The 15,640-nt window shown below is 65.1% G+C and carries 14 protein-coding genes; 6 read left to right on the top strand and 8 right to left on the bottom strand.

The window, feature by feature from the left end; translation table 11 throughout:
* Window positions 1–2 precede the first annotated feature (2 nt).
* The 3 genes from ACUY1T_RS20600 to ACUY1T_RS20590 all read left to right on the top strand — a co-directional run bounded on the left by ACUY1T_RS20600 (window position 3) and on the right by ACUY1T_RS20590 (window position 3,184).
* Window positions 3–1,457, top strand: coding sequence for a cobyric acid synthase (locus ACUY1T_RS20600; protein WP_446025436.1), 1,455 nt, complete (start codon window positions 3–5; stop codon window positions 1,455–1,457).
* Between the two features lie 77 nt (window positions 1,458–1,534).
* Window positions 1,535–2,278 (top strand): 5,6-dimethylbenzimidazole synthase, encoded by a 744-nt coding sequence (bluB, locus tag ACUY1T_RS20595; RefSeq protein ID WP_446025435.1) that lies wholly within the window; start codon window positions 1,535–1,537, stop codon window positions 2,276–2,278.
* Window positions 2,279–2,494: 216 nt separating this feature from the next.
* On the top strand, window positions 2,495–3,184 hold the full coding sequence (locus tag ACUY1T_RS20590; RefSeq protein WP_446025434.1) for a hypothetical protein: 690 nt from the start codon (window positions 2,495–2,497) through the stop codon (window positions 3,182–3,184).
* A gap of 38 nt (window positions 3,185–3,222) precedes the next feature.
* On the opposite strand, the gene ACUY1T_RS20585 is transcribed toward ACUY1T_RS20590, so the two are convergent.
* From ACUY1T_RS20585 to ACUY1T_RS20550, 8 genes are all read right to left on the bottom strand, one after another.
* Window positions 3,223–5,235, bottom strand: coding sequence for a hydantoinase/oxoprolinase N-terminal domain-containing protein (locus tag ACUY1T_RS20585; RefSeq protein ID WP_446025433.1), 2,013 nt, complete (start codon window positions 5,233–5,235; stop codon window positions 3,223–3,225).
* 105 nt (window positions 5,236–5,340) lie between these two features.
* A complete protein-coding gene (locus tag ACUY1T_RS20580) occupies window positions 5,341–7,365 on the bottom strand; it encodes an ASKHA domain-containing protein (protein WP_446025432.1) in 2,025 nt (674 codons plus the stop codon).
* A 99-nt stretch (window positions 7,366–7,464) separates the two neighbouring features.
* Window positions 7,465–8,379 (bottom strand): dihydropteroate synthase, encoded by a 915-nt coding sequence (locus tag ACUY1T_RS20575; RefSeq protein WP_197449232.1) that lies wholly within the window; start codon window positions 8,377–8,379, stop codon window positions 7,465–7,467.
* Window positions 8,380–8,487: 108 nt separating this feature from the next.
* A complete protein-coding gene (locus ACUY1T_RS20570; RefSeq protein WP_446025431.1) occupies window positions 8,488–9,552 on the bottom strand; it encodes a methylenetetrahydrofolate reductase in 1,065 nt (354 codons plus the stop codon).
* Complete coding sequence (locus tag ACUY1T_RS20565; RefSeq protein WP_446025430.1) at window positions 9,549–10,031, bottom strand: methylenetetrahydrofolate reductase C-terminal domain-containing protein; 483 nt, start codon at window positions 10,029–10,031, stop codon at window positions 9,549–9,551. The genes ACUY1T_RS20570 and ACUY1T_RS20565 overlap by 4 nt, the downstream gene beginning before the upstream one ends.
* A 73-nt stretch (window positions 10,032–10,104) precedes the next feature.
* Window positions 10,105–10,410: a virulence factor gene (locus ACUY1T_RS20560; RefSeq protein ID WP_446025429.1), complete on the bottom strand. Its 306-nt coding sequence runs from the start codon at window positions 10,408–10,410 to the stop codon at window positions 10,105–10,107.
* Window positions 10,407–11,018 carry a DUF1638 domain-containing protein gene (locus ACUY1T_RS20555; protein ID WP_446025428.1) on the bottom strand — a complete coding sequence of 204 codons (612 nt, stop codon included), beginning with the start codon at window positions 11,016–11,018 and terminating at the stop codon, window positions 10,407–10,409. The genes ACUY1T_RS20560 and ACUY1T_RS20555 overlap by 4 nt, the downstream gene beginning before the upstream one ends.
* Before the next feature lie 19 nt (window positions 11,019–11,037).
* Window positions 11,038–11,739 carry a corrinoid protein gene (locus ACUY1T_RS20550; RefSeq protein ID WP_446025427.1) on the bottom strand — a complete coding sequence of 234 codons (702 nt, stop codon included), beginning with the start codon at window positions 11,737–11,739 and terminating at the stop codon, window positions 11,038–11,040.
* A gap of 320 nt (window positions 11,740–12,059) precedes the next feature.
* Here ACUY1T_RS20550 and purU point away from each other — a divergent pair, with 320 nt between their 5' ends.
* The 3 genes from purU (at window position 12,060) to ACUY1T_RS20535 (ending at window position 15,587) form a co-directional block, all read left to right on the top strand.
* Window positions 12,060–12,938 (top strand): formyltetrahydrofolate deformylase, encoded by an 879-nt coding sequence (gene purU / locus ACUY1T_RS20545; RefSeq protein WP_446025426.1) that lies wholly within the window; start codon window positions 12,060–12,062, stop codon window positions 12,936–12,938.
* 23 nt (window positions 12,939–12,961) lie between these two features.
* Window positions 12,962–13,882 (top strand): bifunctional methylenetetrahydrofolate dehydrogenase/methenyltetrahydrofolate cyclohydrolase FolD, encoded by a 921-nt coding sequence (folD, locus tag ACUY1T_RS20540; protein ID WP_446025425.1) that lies wholly within the window; start codon window positions 12,962–12,964, stop codon window positions 13,880–13,882.
* Between the two features lie 148 nt (window positions 13,883–14,030).
* A complete protein-coding gene (locus tag ACUY1T_RS20535; protein ID WP_446025424.1) occupies window positions 14,031–15,587 on the top strand; it encodes a trimethylamine methyltransferase family protein in 1,557 nt (518 codons plus the stop codon).
* Window positions 15,588–15,640 lie beyond the last annotated feature (53 nt).

The raw sequence follows: 15,640 nt of genomic DNA, 5'->3' as shown, positions 1-15,640 counted from the left end.
CCATGGCAACACTGATGGTGCAGGGCACCACCTCGGATGCCGGCAAGAGCACGGTGGTGGCGGCGCTGTGCCGTGTGCTCCATCGCCGCGGTGTGTCGGTGGCGCCGTTCAAGCCGCAAAACATGGCGCTCAACAGCGCGGTGACGGTGGACGGAGGTGAGATCGGCCGCTCCACGGCACTGCAGGCGCTGGCCTGCGGCCTGGAAGCGCACAGCGACATGAACCCGGTGCTGCTCAAGCCGGAGAGCGACCGCGGCGCCCAGGTGATCCTGCGCGGGAGGGTGTATGGTCATATGGACGCTCTCGATTACCACGCCTACAAGCGCGAGGCGCGCGACACCGTGCTGGCCGCCTGGGAGGCGCTGTCTAAGCGCTTCGACGTGATCATCGCCGAGGGGGCGGGCAGCCCGGCGGAGATCAACCTGCGCGAGAACGACATCGCCAACATGGGCTTCGCCGAGATGGTGGACTGCCCGGTGTTGCTGGTGGGCGACATCGACCGAGGCGGTGTCTTCGCCCAACTGGTCGGTACCCTGGCGCTGCTCAGCGAGAGCGAGCGCGCCCGCACCCGGGGCTTCGTCATCAACCGCTTTCGCGGCGACCTGGCGCTACTCGAACCGGGCCTCGACTGGCTCGCCGCGCACACCGGCAAGCCGGTGCTCGGCACGCTGCCCTACCTGCACGGCCTGCTGCTCGACGCCGAGGACAGCATTGGCCGCGAGGGGCGGGAGGAGGGCGAGCCGGCGCTGAGGATCGTGGTGCCGGCGCTGCCGCGCATCAGCAACCACAACGACTTCGATCCGTTGCGCCTGCATCCCCGCGTCCAACTCACCTTCGTCGGGCCGAACCAGGCGGTCCCGCCAGCGGACCTGATCATCCTGCCAGGCAGCAAGAGCACGCGCACTGATCTCGACTGGCTGCGTAGCCAAGGCTGGGAGACCGTCCTCCAGCGCCACCTACGCTACGGCGGCCGGGTACTCGGCATCTGCGGCGGTTTCCAAATGCTCGGCCGAGCCATCCACGACCCCGACGGCCTGGAGGGGCCGGCCGGCTCCACGCCGGGGCTGGGCCTGCTGGCGCTGGAGACGCGCATGGTCGCAGGCAAGCAGTTGCGCAATGTGAGCGGACGCTTGCTTCCGGAGGGCGTGCCAGTCAGCGGTTACGAGATCCACAACGGCGTGAGTGAGGGGGCGGCGCTGGCGCGCCCGCTGGTGGCGCTCGACGGCCGCGAGGGAGAATGCGTGGATGGCGCAGTAAGCGACGACCACCAGGTGATGGGCACCTACCTGCACGGCCTGTTCGACCGGCCCGAGGCCTGCACGGCGCTGCTGGCGCGCTGCGGCCTGGCCGGCGAGGCGGCGGTAGACTATGCCGATCACCGCCAAGCGGAGCTCAACCGCCTGGCTGATACCGTCGAGGCCCATCTGGACACCGACCGGTTGTGGCAGCTGGTCTAGTACTGAGCCCGATCCGACACAATCGTCAGCGAGTGATTTCTCGAAGCACCGACACCTGAAACCTATGAGGGATGGCCATGAACCACGACACCCAGCCGGAAATGCAGGCCCACCCCGAATTCAGTACGGACGAGCGTGATGCCGTCTATCGGGCGATCTTCACGCGCCGCGACGTACGCAGCGAGTTCCTGCCCGACCCGGTGCCCGATGAGGTCTTGGCCCGGGTGCTGACGGCAGCCCATCACGCCCCGTCGGTGGGCTTCATGCAGCCCTGGGACTTCGTGGTGATCCGCTCGCCGGCGGTCAAGGCCCGGGTGCAGGCGCTGTACCGCCAGGCCAACGAGGAGGCGGCGCAGATGTTCGAGGGCGAGAAGCAGGCGACTTACCGCCGCCTCAAGCTGGAGGGCATCGTCGAGTCGCCGCTCAACCTGTGCATCACCTGTGACCGTAAGCGACACGGGCCGGTGGTGGTGGGGCGCACCCACATCAAGACGATGGATATCTTCAGCGCCGTGTGTGCCGTGCAGAACCTGTGGCTGGCGGCGCGCGCCGAGGGGCTCGGTGTGGGCTGGGTCAGCATCTTCCACCAGCAGGCGCTGCGCGAGGCCCTCGGTATCCCCCGCCACATCATGCCGATCGCCTACCTTTGCGTGGGCTATGTGAGTCACTTCCATGACCGGCCGGAGCTGGAGAAAGCGGGCTGGCTGTCGCGGCTGCCCCTGGAGGAGCTGCTGCACTTCGACGGCTGGCAAGGGCCGGAGGGCGAAGCCGGCCAGGCGCTGCGCGAGGCGGTGAGCATGGCAGCGAGGCAGGCCGACTGAGAAGACCATAAGCAAGGCTGTGGCTTAGCCCGGTAGTTCGCCGCACTTCAGCCGTTGCACAGCGCCTCAAGCACTATGCAACCAAATGCTTTCACCGAAACTATGGTGCCAGCCGGCCCGGTCGTTGCGTGACTCTGCCACAGCCAATCGCGTACAACCGCGACGGATGGCGCAAACTGATGCGCAGATCAGCGAAATGATGGTGGTATTGCTCCGATGAGACTGCTTCAGCTGAAACATGAACTCGAGGCGCATGGGCTCGTTTTGCGCGGAGCCTTCGAGGTGGGGCCGGAGGATCATGTGCCCCCGCTCGCCCACGCCATGCCAGCCGCAGCACTGGTACTAGTGGGTAATGTCGGTTCGTCGCTGTGGCCCCAATTCGCTGCGTCGCCCGAGTATTGTGACGGAAGGCGCGATCCGCTGGATCGCTGGAGCCAACGCATCGGAGACGCGCTTGCTGCACGCTACGGTGCGCGTGCACTTTATCCGTTCGGCGGGCCGCCGCATTATCCCTTCCAGCGCTGGGCGTCGCGTGCCGAATCGGTACACCCATCACCGCTCGGCCTGGCCATCCATCCAGAGCACGGTTTATGGCACGCATACCGCTTCGCGCTCGCGATCGATCAAATGCCGGACGATCTTGCGCCAACGCCCGAATACGCGTCGCCGTGCCTGGGATGCGCCAAGCGGCCATGTCTCGATGCGTGCCCAGTCGGAGCCTTCACAGGCACCGAGTATCGAATCGGAGCATGTATGTTGCACCTGCGCGACACGCCGGGTGGCGCCTGCATGCAGCTGGGCTGCGCAGCAAGATGCGCTTGCCCAGTCAGCGCCCCGTCACGCTACGACTCGCAACATGCTGCATTTCACATGCAGGCCTTCGTCATCGCTCAATCGTCTGAATAGCTACACGACTCCGGCCAAGGCTGGGAGCGTATGGCTTGTCATGTCCGAGTACGGCGCGGTGGTCCGATGGCCACGGCCGTTACCCTCGCCTCGAAGAAGACTTCCCCGTCGATGTCGTTATCGACACGGTTTTCGTCAATCTCGAAGCGCACCTCCACCTTGGCCGCGCCGGCCTGCCAAGCCAAGGCTTCAGCGCGCTCGGCGGTCGTTTGCCGCGCCATCGCATAGGCAGCCTCGAGTGTGACGTGATCGCAGGGGCCATCGGGCAGAAAGACCCTAAAGCGGCCGTGAACAGGCTGCAGAACCGAGACATGAACCCGCTGTACCACCTGGCCGAGCAGGGTGCCTACGGCATTGGCCACCTCGCCGTGGGATGGCAACACAACTTCGGCGCCCAGAGCCTCGCCAACCGCTGGATAGTAGCTTGCTGCCGGCCCGCCCACCGCGACCACCGGGGAGAGCGGCGAGAAATTCAATGTGAAGACCGAGGGCGTAGTGGTGACGCGGGATTCGCCGCGCAGGATCAGCGCCGCCAAGGAGGACGCCAACCGCGCCTGCTGGGCATCGACATTGGCATCGTGCAGCCCCGCCTCGATCAGTTTGGTGGAGATGGCCTTGACCACCCGGCCGAAGACCTCGCGTGATGGCGCTTCCGCATCGCCTTCCGGCCAGCGCCCAAGGCCGTATTGGCGGCGCATGCGCTTGGCCCAGATGACCGCTGCCAGGCGGGCGGCCTCGACGTCCCAGTGGCGTGAGATACCCAGGACATGGGCGGCATCGGTGGGTGTGAAGCCGCTGAAGATCACCAGGCCACGACGTTCCAGGCTGGTCAGCGCACGGGCCAGCCAACGTTTCTCTTCCACCGCACGCAGCATCTCCACCGGTCCCTCGGCCAGCCGCGCCCAGGCCTCATGCTCATCGGGGGTGAGCTGACCCAAGAGCGCTTCGTCGTGCTGCAGGCGCATGGCGAAGCGATTGTGGTTGCTGCCCGGGGGAATGTTGAGCTGCCGCAGCAGGGCCTCGTGGAGCTCGGGATGCTGGCTGACCAACAGGCTCATGGGCAACACGCGGCGAGGTCCGATGGCAAGGCCCCGGCCTGGGTCGAAGGCGACTTCACTATCGCCGCCAAGGCCGATGGAATAGAGCTTGATCGCTTCCACCATGGGACGCCAGTCTCCCACCCGGGCGCCGTCGAAGGAGAGCGTCGGCAAGCCGTCTCGCACCACGGCAATATCCGTCGTGGTCCCCCCCATATCGGCTACGATCAGGTTGCGGCGACCGCTCAGCATTATGGCGCCGTTGACGCTGGCTGCCGGCCCGGACAGCACGGTGGTGATGGGCTGGAGGATGGCACTGTCAGCGGAAATCAGTGAACCATCGCCCTTCACGATCATCAGCGGTGCCGAAATCCGATGGCTGTGCAACAGCCCTTGGACCGCTTCAATGAGTCGCGCTACATAGGCGATCATGCGGGCATTCAGCGCCGCGGTCATGGCGCGGCGCGGCGCCCCCAGCGAAGCCGCCAGCTCATGGCCGCAGGTCACTGGCTTGCCGGTCAGCTCATGCACGAGTTCGGCCGCGCGCTGCTCGTGAGCCGGGTTGCGGACACTGAAGGAGGCCGAGACCGCGAACGCCGATACCCGCTCCCGCCAGGCCAGGATCGTCTCGCGCAGGGCTTGCTCATCCAGGGGCGCGAGTTCGCAGCCTCCCGCGTCATGGCCGCCGCCCAGCAGAATCAGACTGTTGGCGCCGAGCAGCGAGACCAGTCCGGTCGCCTTGACCTGGCGCTCGTCATACCCAATCAGCAGCACACAGATCGGTGCACCCTTGCCTTCTACCGCCGAGTTGGTCGTCAGCGTCGACGACAGTGACACCAGATCGACCTGAGACAGCAGGTCGGTGGGAAGCGCCCCCAAGGCATCGGCGATGCCCTGCTGAAGATCCAGGCGCGTCGTCAGGCGCTTGGCCATCGCCACCACCTGATCGGCCTCATTCAGGAGGACCGCGTCGGTAAAGGTACCGCCCGTATCGATGCCCAGCCGATAGCCCATCGGGGCCTCTCCTTATGTACTTGGTGTGTTGCCAAATGTGCTTGGTGTTTTGCCAACCACCCTTCGTGTCATTGCCACATTGATAGCGCGTTATAGGGTCGCCCCTCAGGCGCGCTGGCGGCGCCGTCGCCGGCCGCCGCGCGCTGCGGCGCTGGCATCCTCCGTCACCGCCGGCAGGGTCACGTGGGCGCTCAGTTGCGGGAAGGGATCGTGGCGATGGGGGATCGCCATGGCACCCACGAAGTGTTCCTGAAAACGGGGCTCCGTGGCCGTCTCCACCTTCTCCACGCGGCGCACCACCTCCTCGATCTCGCGGCGCGCCTTGCGGCTCAGTAGGGCGATGCGCGCTCCCGTGCCAGCGGCGTTGCCCGCCGAGGTGACGTGCGCCAGATCGCAGTCGGGGATCAGCCCCAGGATCATGGCGTACTTGACGTCGATATGGGCGCCGAAGGCCCCGGCTAGGCGGATGCGATCGACGTGGTCGGCGCCGAAGTGCTCCATCAGCAGGCGGATACCGGCATAGAGCGCCGCCTTGGCCAACTGGATGGCACGGATGTCGTTCTGGGTGATGGACAGGGTGCGGCTGCCGTCGCGATGCAGCACGTAGGCGAAGGTGCGCCCATCGGCCACGATCCGTTCGCTGCGCGCCGCCAGGCCACCCTGCATGACACCGTCCTGGTTGATGATGCCGGCCAGGTACATCTCGGCGATGACCTCAATGATGCCCGAGCCGCAGACGCCGGTGACCCCATGGGGGACCACGGCGTCGTCGAAGCCCGGCTCGTCGGACCACAGCTCGCAGCCGATCACCTTGTAGCGCGGCTCGAGCGTCAGCGGGTCGATGCGCACCCGTTCGATGGCGCCGGCAGCTGCCCGCTGCCCGCCGCTGATCTGGGCGCCTTCGAAGGCTGGACCGGTGGGGCTGGAGCAGGCCAGCAGGCGATGGCGGTTGCCCAGCACGATCTCCGCGTTGGTACCCACGTCGACCAGCAGCATCAGCTCCTCGCCGAGGTAGGGCGTCTCGGAGAGGATCATCCCGGCGGTGTCGGCTCCCACGTGCCCGGCGATACAGGGCAGACCGTAGACCCGGGCGTTGGGGTGGATGACCAGGTCCATCTCGGTGGCCCACAGCCCGTCGATGGCCTCGTCGGTGGCCAGGGCGAAGGGCGCGCCGCCCAGTTCCACCGGATTGATGCCGAACACCAGGCTCTGCATGATCGGATTGCCGACGAAAGTCGCCTCGAGGATGGCGTTCACATGCACGTCCGCTTCGCTGGCCAGTTCCACGGTGAGCTCGTTCAAGGCATCGCGCACCGAGCGTGTCATGGTCTGGTCGCCGCCGGGGTTCATCATGATGTAGGAGACCCGGCTCATCAGGTCCTCGCCGTAGCGGATCTGCGGGTTCATGCGCCCGGTGGAGGCGACCACCTCGCCGGTCTGCAGGTTGCACAGGTGGGCGGCGATGGTCGTCGAGCCCACATCCACCGCCATGCCGTAGACCTGTGACTGGAAGCCCGGCCACACGCCGATAATGCGCCGTTCGTCGTAGACCGCTACCGTCACGCCCCAGCCGCCCTGACGCAGGGCTTGCTGCAGCTGCTGGACCACGCGGATGTCGTTCTCCAGCTCGCTCAGGTGCCACTCGTAGGCCAGGGCATCCTTGAGGCGACGCAGGTCCGAGGCCGGCACGTGCATGTCCGGCTCCTGCACCTCCACATAGTAGAGGCGCACGATGGGGTCGAGCTCGATATCGAGCACCTCGGCCCGCTTGCGCACGATCTGGCGGTGCACCTGGCTCGACGAGGGTACGTCGATCACGGCATCGCCGAGCAGCTGGGTCGAGCAGCTCAGCCGACGTCCGTCGCGCAGCGGCCCGCGACGCTTCTCCCAGGCCTGCTCGGTGTCGCTCTTGGCGGTGAGGTGATCCGGCCATGACGCGACCCCGTGCTTAGCGAAGCGCCCCTCGCAGAGGTCGACCTGGCAGCGGCCGCACAGGCCGCGCCCGCCGCACACCGAATCGATGTCGACCCCCAGCGCGCGAGCGGCCTCCAGCACCGGGGTACCGACCGGGAAGCGTCCGCGACGTCCGGAAGGGGTGAAGACGACGAGCGCTTCGTCAGCATCGGACATGGGGACCTCCGTCCACAGGAATTCGTTCAGGAGAGCGAAGCGCCTCAGGCGAGGCGCTTGCGTTGTTCGTTGTTATAGTGGTCTGGCAACTATCCGCGCTCAGGTCACGGCGCGGCGTCGGCGCGTCTGCCGCCGCCCGCGCCCTTCGGCCCCGTCCGCCCCGACGGCCGGCGGCTCACGGAATTTCTGGATCCAGCGCATGCAATCGGGGTCGTGCCCCATCATCACGTCGGCGCCCATGATCGCGGTCATGATCTCGGTGTGCAGCGGGTTGGTGATCGCCGAGGTCATCCCCGAGGCGATGGCCATGCTCATGAACGCCGCATTAATGCCGTTGCGGTTGGGCAGGCCGAAGCTGACGTTGGAGGCCCCGCAGGTGGTGTTGACCTTGAGCTCCTGCTGCAGGCGGTGGCACAGGGCAAATACCTGGCGGCCCGCCGAGTTCACCGCGCCGATCGGCATCACCAGCGGATCGACCACCACGTCGCAGGCAGGGATGCCGTGGTCGGCGGCGCGCTCGACGATCTTCTTGGCGACGGCGAAGCGCACGTCGGGATCGTGGGAGATACCGGTTTCATCGTTGCTGATCGCCACCACCGCCGCCCCATATTTCTTCACCAGCGGCAGCACCGCCTCGAGGCTCTCGTCCTCGCCGGTCACCGAGTTGACCAGCGCCTTGCCCTTATAAACCGCCAGGCCCGCCTCGAGTGCCTTGATGACCGAGGAGTCGATGCACAGCGGCACGTCGGTCAGCGACTGCACCAGCTCGACGGTCTGGGCCAGGATCGCCGGTTCGTCGGCTAGCGGGATGCCGGCATTGACGTCCAGCATGTGCGCGCCGTGCGCCAGTTGATCCTCCACGTCCTTGACCACGCGGGAGAAGTCGCCGGCGGCCATTTCCGCAGCCAGCTGCTTGCGGCCAGTGGGGTTGATGCGCTCGCCGATGACCACGAAGGGCCGCTCGAAGCCGATCACGACTTCCTTCTTGTGCGAGCTGATGACGGTATCGGTCATGATGCTTCCTCAGTGATGGTGTCTTGTCGTTGCTATTGGGTGCCTGCGGAAGGCGTTGTAGTTAACTGTGGCGTTGCGGCTCCAAGCTGGCGGTCGGATAGGGATGGGTCATCCCGACACAGGCTCGAACTCTTCCGCCAGCGCGTCGGGCGACTCCGGATTGAGTTCGGCCGGGTTGTCGCGCCCCGGGTACCAGGGCACGCGTCCCTCCAGCACGCCGGTGCCTTCGATGATCTCGGCCACGGTGTGCTCCTGGCGGTAGGCCATGATGTGGGCACCGCTGACCCCAGGGATCTCGCGGATCTGGTGAAGCAGGTCCATGCACAGTCGCTTGCCCTCCTCCTTCTGGTTCTGGGCGCCCTCGAGGCGCGCGATCACGGCATCCGGGATGTGCACGCCGGGCACGTTGTCGCGGATCCAGCGTGCGCTGCGCGCCGAGGCGAGCGGCCCGACGCCGGGCAGGATGAATACGCGGTCCGGCCCCTCGAGCAGCCCCAGGTCGTTCACCTTGAGCATGAAGTCACGCAGCCGGGGGATGTCGAAGCAGTACTGGGTCTGGATGAACTGCGCCCCGGCAGCGACCTTCTTGGCCAACCGGTGCGGGCGCCACTCCAGGGGCGGCACAAAGGGGTTCTCGGCCGCGCCGAGGAAGATCCGCGGTGGCGCGTCGATCTTGCGCCCGCTCTGGAAGCGACACTCGTCGCGCATACCACGGGCGATCTCCAGCAACGACATGGAGTCAAGATCGAACACCGGCTTGGCCTGGGGATGGTCGCCGGCCTGGACGCCGTCGCCGGACAGGCACAGTAGGTTGCAGGCGCCCATGGCCGCGGCCCCCAGGATCTCGCCCTGTATGGCGATGCGGTTCCGGTCGCGGCATGAGATCTGCAGAATGGTGGCATAACCCACCCGGGTGAGCAGCGAGCAGACCCCGACGCTGGACATGTGGCAGTGCGCACCGGAGCCGTCGGTGGCGTTGATGGCATCCACGTAGCCGTCGAAGATCGCCGCACGCTTGAGCACCTCGGCGGGGTCGGCGGAGTCTGGCGGGTCGATCTCGCTGGTGATGGCAAACTTGCCGGCGCGCAGCACGCGCTCCAGGCGTCCGGGCGAGACGTGGCCCGGCAGGATCGGCAGGGAGTAGCCCGGTACGGGCTCGTCGTCGAACTTCATTTCACGGCTCCGCTATCCGCGCGCTCGCGGGTTTGATCGGCCAGCTTGCGCACCACGCGCAGCCAGGACGAGGAATCCTTCAGGCGGAAGTCGACCGGCTGCTGCACCACCTGGATGCGATCGCCATACTTCATCCGGCGGCTGCCTTCCCAGGCCTCGACCCACACGCAGCGCATCTCCGGCTTGACCTCACAGTGGCCGTTGGCGCGCACCCCGCCGCAAGGGCCGTTGCGCAGGTTCTTGGGGCAGTTCATGGGGCAGGACATGCCGGTAGCGGAGAGCGCACACTGCCCGCACATCTGGCAATCGAACAGTAGGCCCTTGACGCCCTTCTCGAGGGCCTTGACCGGGGCCTCGACGCGTTCATAGCCGATTCGCTGCCATAGCGGATGCAGCTTGACCAACAGTGGCTCGAAGCCCCGGTACACCCATTCGAACAGCCGGGCGTGACGGACCACCCAGCGCCTCACCTTGTACATCCTCTCCCTCCTTGCCGCCGCCCCCGTGAGCGGGGGCCGCGGCCATGGTCGTTGTTGTTGTCGTCGCGCTCACTCAGGCAGGCTCAGCCAGTCCCTTCTGGCGCACCAACTGCTTGAGCGCCTCGTCATCGAAGCTTGCCTCGAGGCGTGCCGCCTCGGCCTCGGCCTCGGCCTGCAGGTTGTCGCCGCACTCGCGCGGGGCGCTGCGCTGCCAGTCGGCCATGTACGCCTCCGAGCCGCCCTTGCCAGCCCGCATGGCCGCCCGGTCGATGGCGTGCTGAAAGCGCGGCGACAGCAGTACCTTGGCGCTCTTGCGCCCCTGCTTGGTGATTACCTGGGCGGGAATATCCCGCCAGCTGACGATGGTCAGAGTTGTCATGTTGCTTGCTCTACAGCGACCGGCTCTGAGACCAAGCGGACCAGGGAGGTCGCCAGCTCGCCGTAGCCGGTATGCCGGTATTCGAAGGAGAGTCCGAGTCGTGCGGCGGCACGCTGGGCCGCGGCCTGAAGAGCGGGATCGTCCCGCTGCGACAAGTAGACGAGCCGGCGATACTGGCCGAAATAGAGACTTGCGAGTTGGGGATGGTGCTCGATGCCGAGCTCCTGGATGACCAGCCGGTCGAAGTGGCGCACGAGAAAATCGGTCAGATAAAAGGTGCCCAACTCCTGTTCGCTGAGCGCCGCGATCACCGACTCCCCGGCATAGACGTCATAACAGTGTGCCCCCGGCAACCGTTCGGCGCCATGCTCGGCCAGCACTTCGTCCAGCAATCCGCCCGTACCGCAGTCGGCATAGGCTACGAAAATGCGCGAATACCACGACGCTTCTTGCAGCTTCTTGCCCACGGCCTCGGGTATCCGATCCGGCCGATTGTGCAGGTCCGCCGGCAGGCACTCCAGGCGCACGTCACGCCAGCCATTGGCATCGATCAGGGCCTTGATCTCCCTGGCCAGCGCCCCGCAGGCGATGATCAACGTGGACGACATGACGGTGGACCTCCGGGGTTCAGGCTGCGCGACGCTGGGCGATGAGTTCCTTGGCCATGTCGACCGCTACACCGGCATCACGGCAATAGGCATCGGCACCGATAGCCTGACCAAACTCCTCGTTGAGCGGAGCGCCACCAACCATGATTATGACATCGTCACGCAGGCCCTTTTCGACCAGCGTATCGATGACGACTTTCATGTAAGGCATGGTGGTGGTCAGCAGCGCCGACATGCCAAGGATGTCAGGCTTGTGCTCTTCCAGGGCCTCGAGATAGGTCTCCACCGGAATGTTGATGCCGATGTCGACCACCTCGAAACCAGCCCCTTCCATCATCATCGACACGAGGTTCTTGCCGATGTCGTGAATGTCGCCCTTGACGGTGCCGATCACGATCTTGCCGATGGTCTCGGAACCGGAGGCCGCCAGCAGGGGGCGCAGCACTTCCATGCCCCCTTTCATGGCGTTTGCCGCCATCAACACCTCCGGGACGAAGAGGATGCCGTCACGAAAATCGACGCCGACGATAGCCATGCCACCCACCAGCGCCTCGTCGAGCACTCGGTTGGCGCTCCAGCCGCGCTCCAGCAGGATCTCGGTACCTTCGACCACCTCGTCGCGCAGCCCGTTGTAGAGGTCGTCGTGCATCTGCTCGACCAGCTCGTCGTCGGGCAGGTCATTGAGATCGAAGTCTTCGTTTTCATTGTACTGTTCTGTCATGGTGCTCCGCTCCTGGTCATTCCATACCCGAATTACGGAGAGGGTATGGTTGCGAAAGCAGCCTAGGCGCTCACCGTAGGAAACATATCCATGCAAGCGACGCCTTCATGCCGAAAAACGCCATATGTCTCGCTTCGTTTGGGAATTTCCAAATATCTTGCAGTTAATTGATTTGAGTCAAATTTTACGATTTTCCAACTTTTTCGCCGCGGTCGCTGCGACAACGTTTCGAGTCGTCTTTAGACATGCGTGCCGATGCCACCGGAGTACATTGCGACGCATACCTGAACAACAACAGACAAGCCGAAGCGAGGGTAGCCATGTCCGCTATGATCGAAGGGAAGAACGTCTATGTGCTGAAGGCCAACTGCAAGGGGGCCATCGGTACCGTTTCCCGCCTTACCACTTACCTTGCCCAGCGCCACTGCTACATCATGGAACTGGCGCAGTTCGATGACATCGAAACCGGCAATTTTTATGTACGTTGCGTCTTTTCCACGACACCTGGCATCACTCCCAAGCTGGAGGAACTCAAGACAGAATTCGGTCATGGTGTTGCCGAACGCGACGGCATGGAGTGGGAGATGCACGACACCCTGACTTTGCCCAAGGTGCTGATCATGGTGTCGAAGTACGACCATTGCCTCGACGATCTTTTGTATCGACAGCGGACCGGCGAGATCAAGATGGAGATTCCGGCCATCGTCTCCAATCATCCCGACCTCAAGCGTCTCGCCGACTGGTATGAAATTCCTTTCTATCACCTACCCATTACACCGGAGACCAAGCAGGAGCAGGAGCGCCAGGTGCTCGACCTCGTCGAGGAAACGGGGGCCGAGCTGGTCGTCCTTGCGCGTTACATGCAAATCCTTTCCTCCAACCTATGCGAGGAACTGGCTGGTCGCGCCATCAATATCCACCACTCTTTCCTGCCGGGCTTCAAAGGCGCCAAGCCCTATCACCAGGCCTTCGAGCGGGGCGTCAAGCTGATCGGTGCCACTGCCCACTACGTCACCACCGACCTGGATGAAGGGCCGATCATCGAACAAGTCGTCGAACGCGTCGACCACACCTATAGTCCTGCCCAGTTGGCAGCCGTGGGACGCGATGCCGAGAACATGGCGCTGTCGCGGGCGGTCCGTTACCACCTGGAGCATCGCGTCTTCCCCAATGGCAACAAGACCGTCGTCTTCCGCTGAGGCGCCCGACAGGAGGAAAGACCATGTCCATCCTGATCGATGGCAAGGCCCACGCCGCTCGGCTTCGCGAAGAGATCGGCCGTCAAGTAGGCAGACTGCGTCAGCACAACCTGATCACTCCCGGCCTGGCCGTGATCCTCGTCGGCGAGGATCCCGCCAGCCAGGTATATGTACGCAACAAGGCGACCCAGGCCCGGGAAGCTGGCATGTCTTCATTCGAGTACCGCCTGGCTGACAGCGTGCCCGAGATCCAGTTGCTCGACCTGATCGAGCGGCTCAACTGCGACCCGGAAGTGCACGGCATCCTGGTCCAGCTGCCGCTGCCGCCCCAGGTCGATGAGGCACGCGTGATCCAGGCCATCTGTCCAGACAAGGACATTGATGGCTTCCATCCGATCAACGTGGGCAACATCGCCACCGGGGGATATGGCATGGTGCCCTGCACGCCACTCGGCTGCCTGAAGCTACTCAAGTTCCAACTGGGTGACCTGAGTGGCAAGCGTGCCGTGGTGCTGGGGCGCTCCAACATCGTTGGCAAGCCGATGGCTAGCCTGCTGCTGCAGGAGCACTGCACCGTGACCGTCGCGCACTCGCGCACCCGGCAACTCGAGGAGGTGTGCCGTCAGGCCGACATCTTGGTGGCTGCGGTAGGTCGGCCGCGCCTGGTCAAGGAGGACTGGATCAAACCCGGTGCTACGGTGATCGACGTAGGCATCAACCGCATCGAAGCCGATGGCAGTACGCGGCTGGTCGGCGACGTGGACTTCGAAGGTGCCCGCAAGGTTGCCGGCGCCCTCACGCCGGTCCCCGGCGGCGTCGGCCCCATGACCATCGCCTGCCTGTTACTCAACACCTTGGAAGCCACCTGCCGACAGCATGGCATCCCCTTCCCCGACGACATCATGTCGCTGGCTTGGGGGAGCACGTCGGCCGAGATGGCCTAATAACCGTCATCGCCCATGGCGATGACGTTGCACAACGGTTGACCAATTCGGTATATGCGGGTCGCTGGATGAGCAATGCCAGCCTGTCGGTGCTTCGCATATTGCCCTCTCCAACAACACTGTCTGCAAAACAATGCCGGAGAACGCCATGGATTCCCCCTCTTCTCGCCGCCGTACCCGCACCGCTGGAAACGCCCGCCGCGCCGGCAAAGGCGCCGCCGTCTCGACCCAGCCCTACGCCACGCGCCGCATCCCTTACTTCGAGGTCCTCGATGACGCGGGGCTCTCCCTCATCGAGGAGAATGCCGACACCATCCTCGAGGAGATCGGCATCGATTTCCGCGACGACGAGGAAGCCCTGCAGATCTGGCGTGATGCCGGTGCCGACGTGCAGGGGGAGCGCGTACGCATGCCGCGTGGCCTCTGCCGGCGGCTGATCCAGGACAGCGCGCCACGCCAGTTTACCCAGCACGCGCGCAATCCCGAACGCAACGTGGAGATCGGCGGCCCGCACACCGTCTACGTGCCCGCCTACGGCTGTCCCTTCGTGCACGACATCGACCGCGGAAGGCGCTACGGCACGCTCGAGGACTTCCAGAACTTCGTCAAGCTCGCCTATCTGTCACCGAGCCTTCACCACTCCGGCGGCACCATCTGCGAGCCAGTCGACCTGCCGGTCAACAAGCGCCACTTCGACATGATCTACAGCCACATGAAGTACTCCGACAAGTGCTTCATGGGCTCGGTGACGCACCCCGATCGCGCCCAAGACACGGTCGAGATGGCCAAGATCCTGTTCGGCGATCGCTGGATCGACCCCGACACCGGCAAGCCGCGCACCTGCGTGATCAACCTGATCAACGCCAACTCGCCGATGACCTTCGACGACACCATGCTGGGTGCCGCCAAGGTCTATGCGCGGGCCAATCAGGCCTGCATCGTTACCCCCTTCATCCTGGCAGGCGCCATGTCACCGGTGACTGTGGCTGGTACCGCCGCCCAGACCCTGGCCGAGGCCATGGCCGGGATGGCCTTTATACAGCTGGTGAACCCGGGTGCACCGGTGGTGCTGGGCAGCTTCGCCAGCTCCATGTCGATGCAGTCCGGCGCCCCTACCTTCGGTACGCCGGAGCCGGCGCTGGTGCTCTACGTGATGGCCAACCTGGCCCGCCGCCTGGGCGTGCCCTTCCGTTCCGGCGGCTCGTTCACCGCCTCCAAGCTGCCCGATGCCCAGGCTGCCAGCGAGAGCGCCAACACCCTGGTGCCGACCACCCTGGGTGGCGTCAACTTCGCGCTGCACTCGGCGGGGTGGCTGGAAGGGGGGCTGGCCATGGGGTATGAGAAGTTCATCATGGACGCCGACCAGACCGGCATGATGCAGACCCTGCTCAAGGGCGTCGACCTGTCGGAGAACGGCCAGGCCATGGACGCCATTCGCGAGGTCGGCCCCGGCAAGCACTTCCTGGGCTGTGCGCACACCCAGGCCAACTTCAAGGATGCCTTTTACCTCTCGCCGATCACCGACAACAACAGCTTCGAACAGTGGGATGCCGACGGCCGACTGGACATGGCCCAGCGCGCCAACGCCCGATGGAAGAAACTGCTCGCCGAATACCAGGCGCCGCCCCTGGACCCGGCGATCGACGAGGCCCTGCTCGACTACATGGCAACGCGCAAGGCGGCCTTCCCCGATTCCAATATTTAGCAGCCTGCTAATCCACGATGCCGGCCGGTCCCGCCAAGCCGGCCGGCGTCCCC

This window comes from Billgrantia sp. Q4P2 (assembly GCF_052806135.1).
The sequence above is the reverse complement of the archived record's forward strand: the minus strand, read 5'-3'. Positions and strand labels throughout refer to the sequence as shown.

Excerpts from the sequence above, each read along its gene's own strand:
- ACUY1T_RS20600 (WP_446025436.1), top strand. The coding sequence starts at position 3 with ATGGCAACACTGATGGTGCAGGGCACCACCTCGGATGCCGGCAAGAGC.
- bluB (WP_446025435.1), top strand. The coding sequence starts at position 1,535 with ATGAACCACGACACCCAGCCGGAAATGCAGGCCCACCCCGAATTCAGT.
- ACUY1T_RS20590 (WP_446025434.1), top strand. The coding sequence starts at position 2,495 with ATGAGACTGCTTCAGCTGAAACATGAACTCGAGGCGCATGGGCTCGTT.
- ACUY1T_RS20585 (WP_446025433.1), bottom strand. The coding sequence starts at position 5,235 with ATGGGCTATCGGCTGGGCATCGATACGGGCGGTACCTTTACCGACGCG.
- ACUY1T_RS20580 (WP_446025432.1), bottom strand. The coding sequence starts at position 7,365 with ATGTCCGATGCTGACGAAGCGCTCGTCGTCTTCACCCCTTCCGGACGT.
- ACUY1T_RS20575 (WP_197449232.1), bottom strand. The coding sequence starts at position 8,379 with ATGACCGATACCGTCATCAGCTCGCACAAGAAGGAAGTCGTGATCGGC.
- ACUY1T_RS20570 (WP_446025431.1), bottom strand. The coding sequence starts at position 9,552 with ATGAAGTTCGACGACGAGCCCGTACCGGGCTACTCCCTGCCGATCCTG.
- ACUY1T_RS20565 (WP_446025430.1), bottom strand. The coding sequence starts at position 10,031 with ATGTACAAGGTGAGGCGCTGGGTGGTCCGTCACGCCCGGCTGTTCGAA.
- ACUY1T_RS20560 (WP_446025429.1), bottom strand. The coding sequence starts at position 10,410 with ATGACAACTCTGACCATCGTCAGCTGGCGGGATATTCCCGCCCAGGTA.
- ACUY1T_RS20555 (WP_446025428.1), bottom strand. The coding sequence starts at position 11,018 with ATGTCGTCCACGTTGATCATCGCCTGCGGGGCGCTGGCCAGGGAGATC.
- ACUY1T_RS20550 (WP_446025427.1), bottom strand. The coding sequence starts at position 11,739 with ATGACAGAACAGTACAATGAAAACGAAGACTTCGATCTCAATGACCTG.
- purU (WP_446025426.1), top strand. The coding sequence starts at position 12,060 with ATGTCCGCTATGATCGAAGGGAAGAACGTCTATGTGCTGAAGGCCAAC.
- folD (WP_446025425.1), top strand. The coding sequence starts at position 12,962 with ATGTCCATCCTGATCGATGGCAAGGCCCACGCCGCTCGGCTTCGCGAA.
- ACUY1T_RS20535 (WP_446025424.1), top strand. The coding sequence starts at position 14,031 with ATGGATTCCCCCTCTTCTCGCCGCCGTACCCGCACCGCTGGAAACGCC.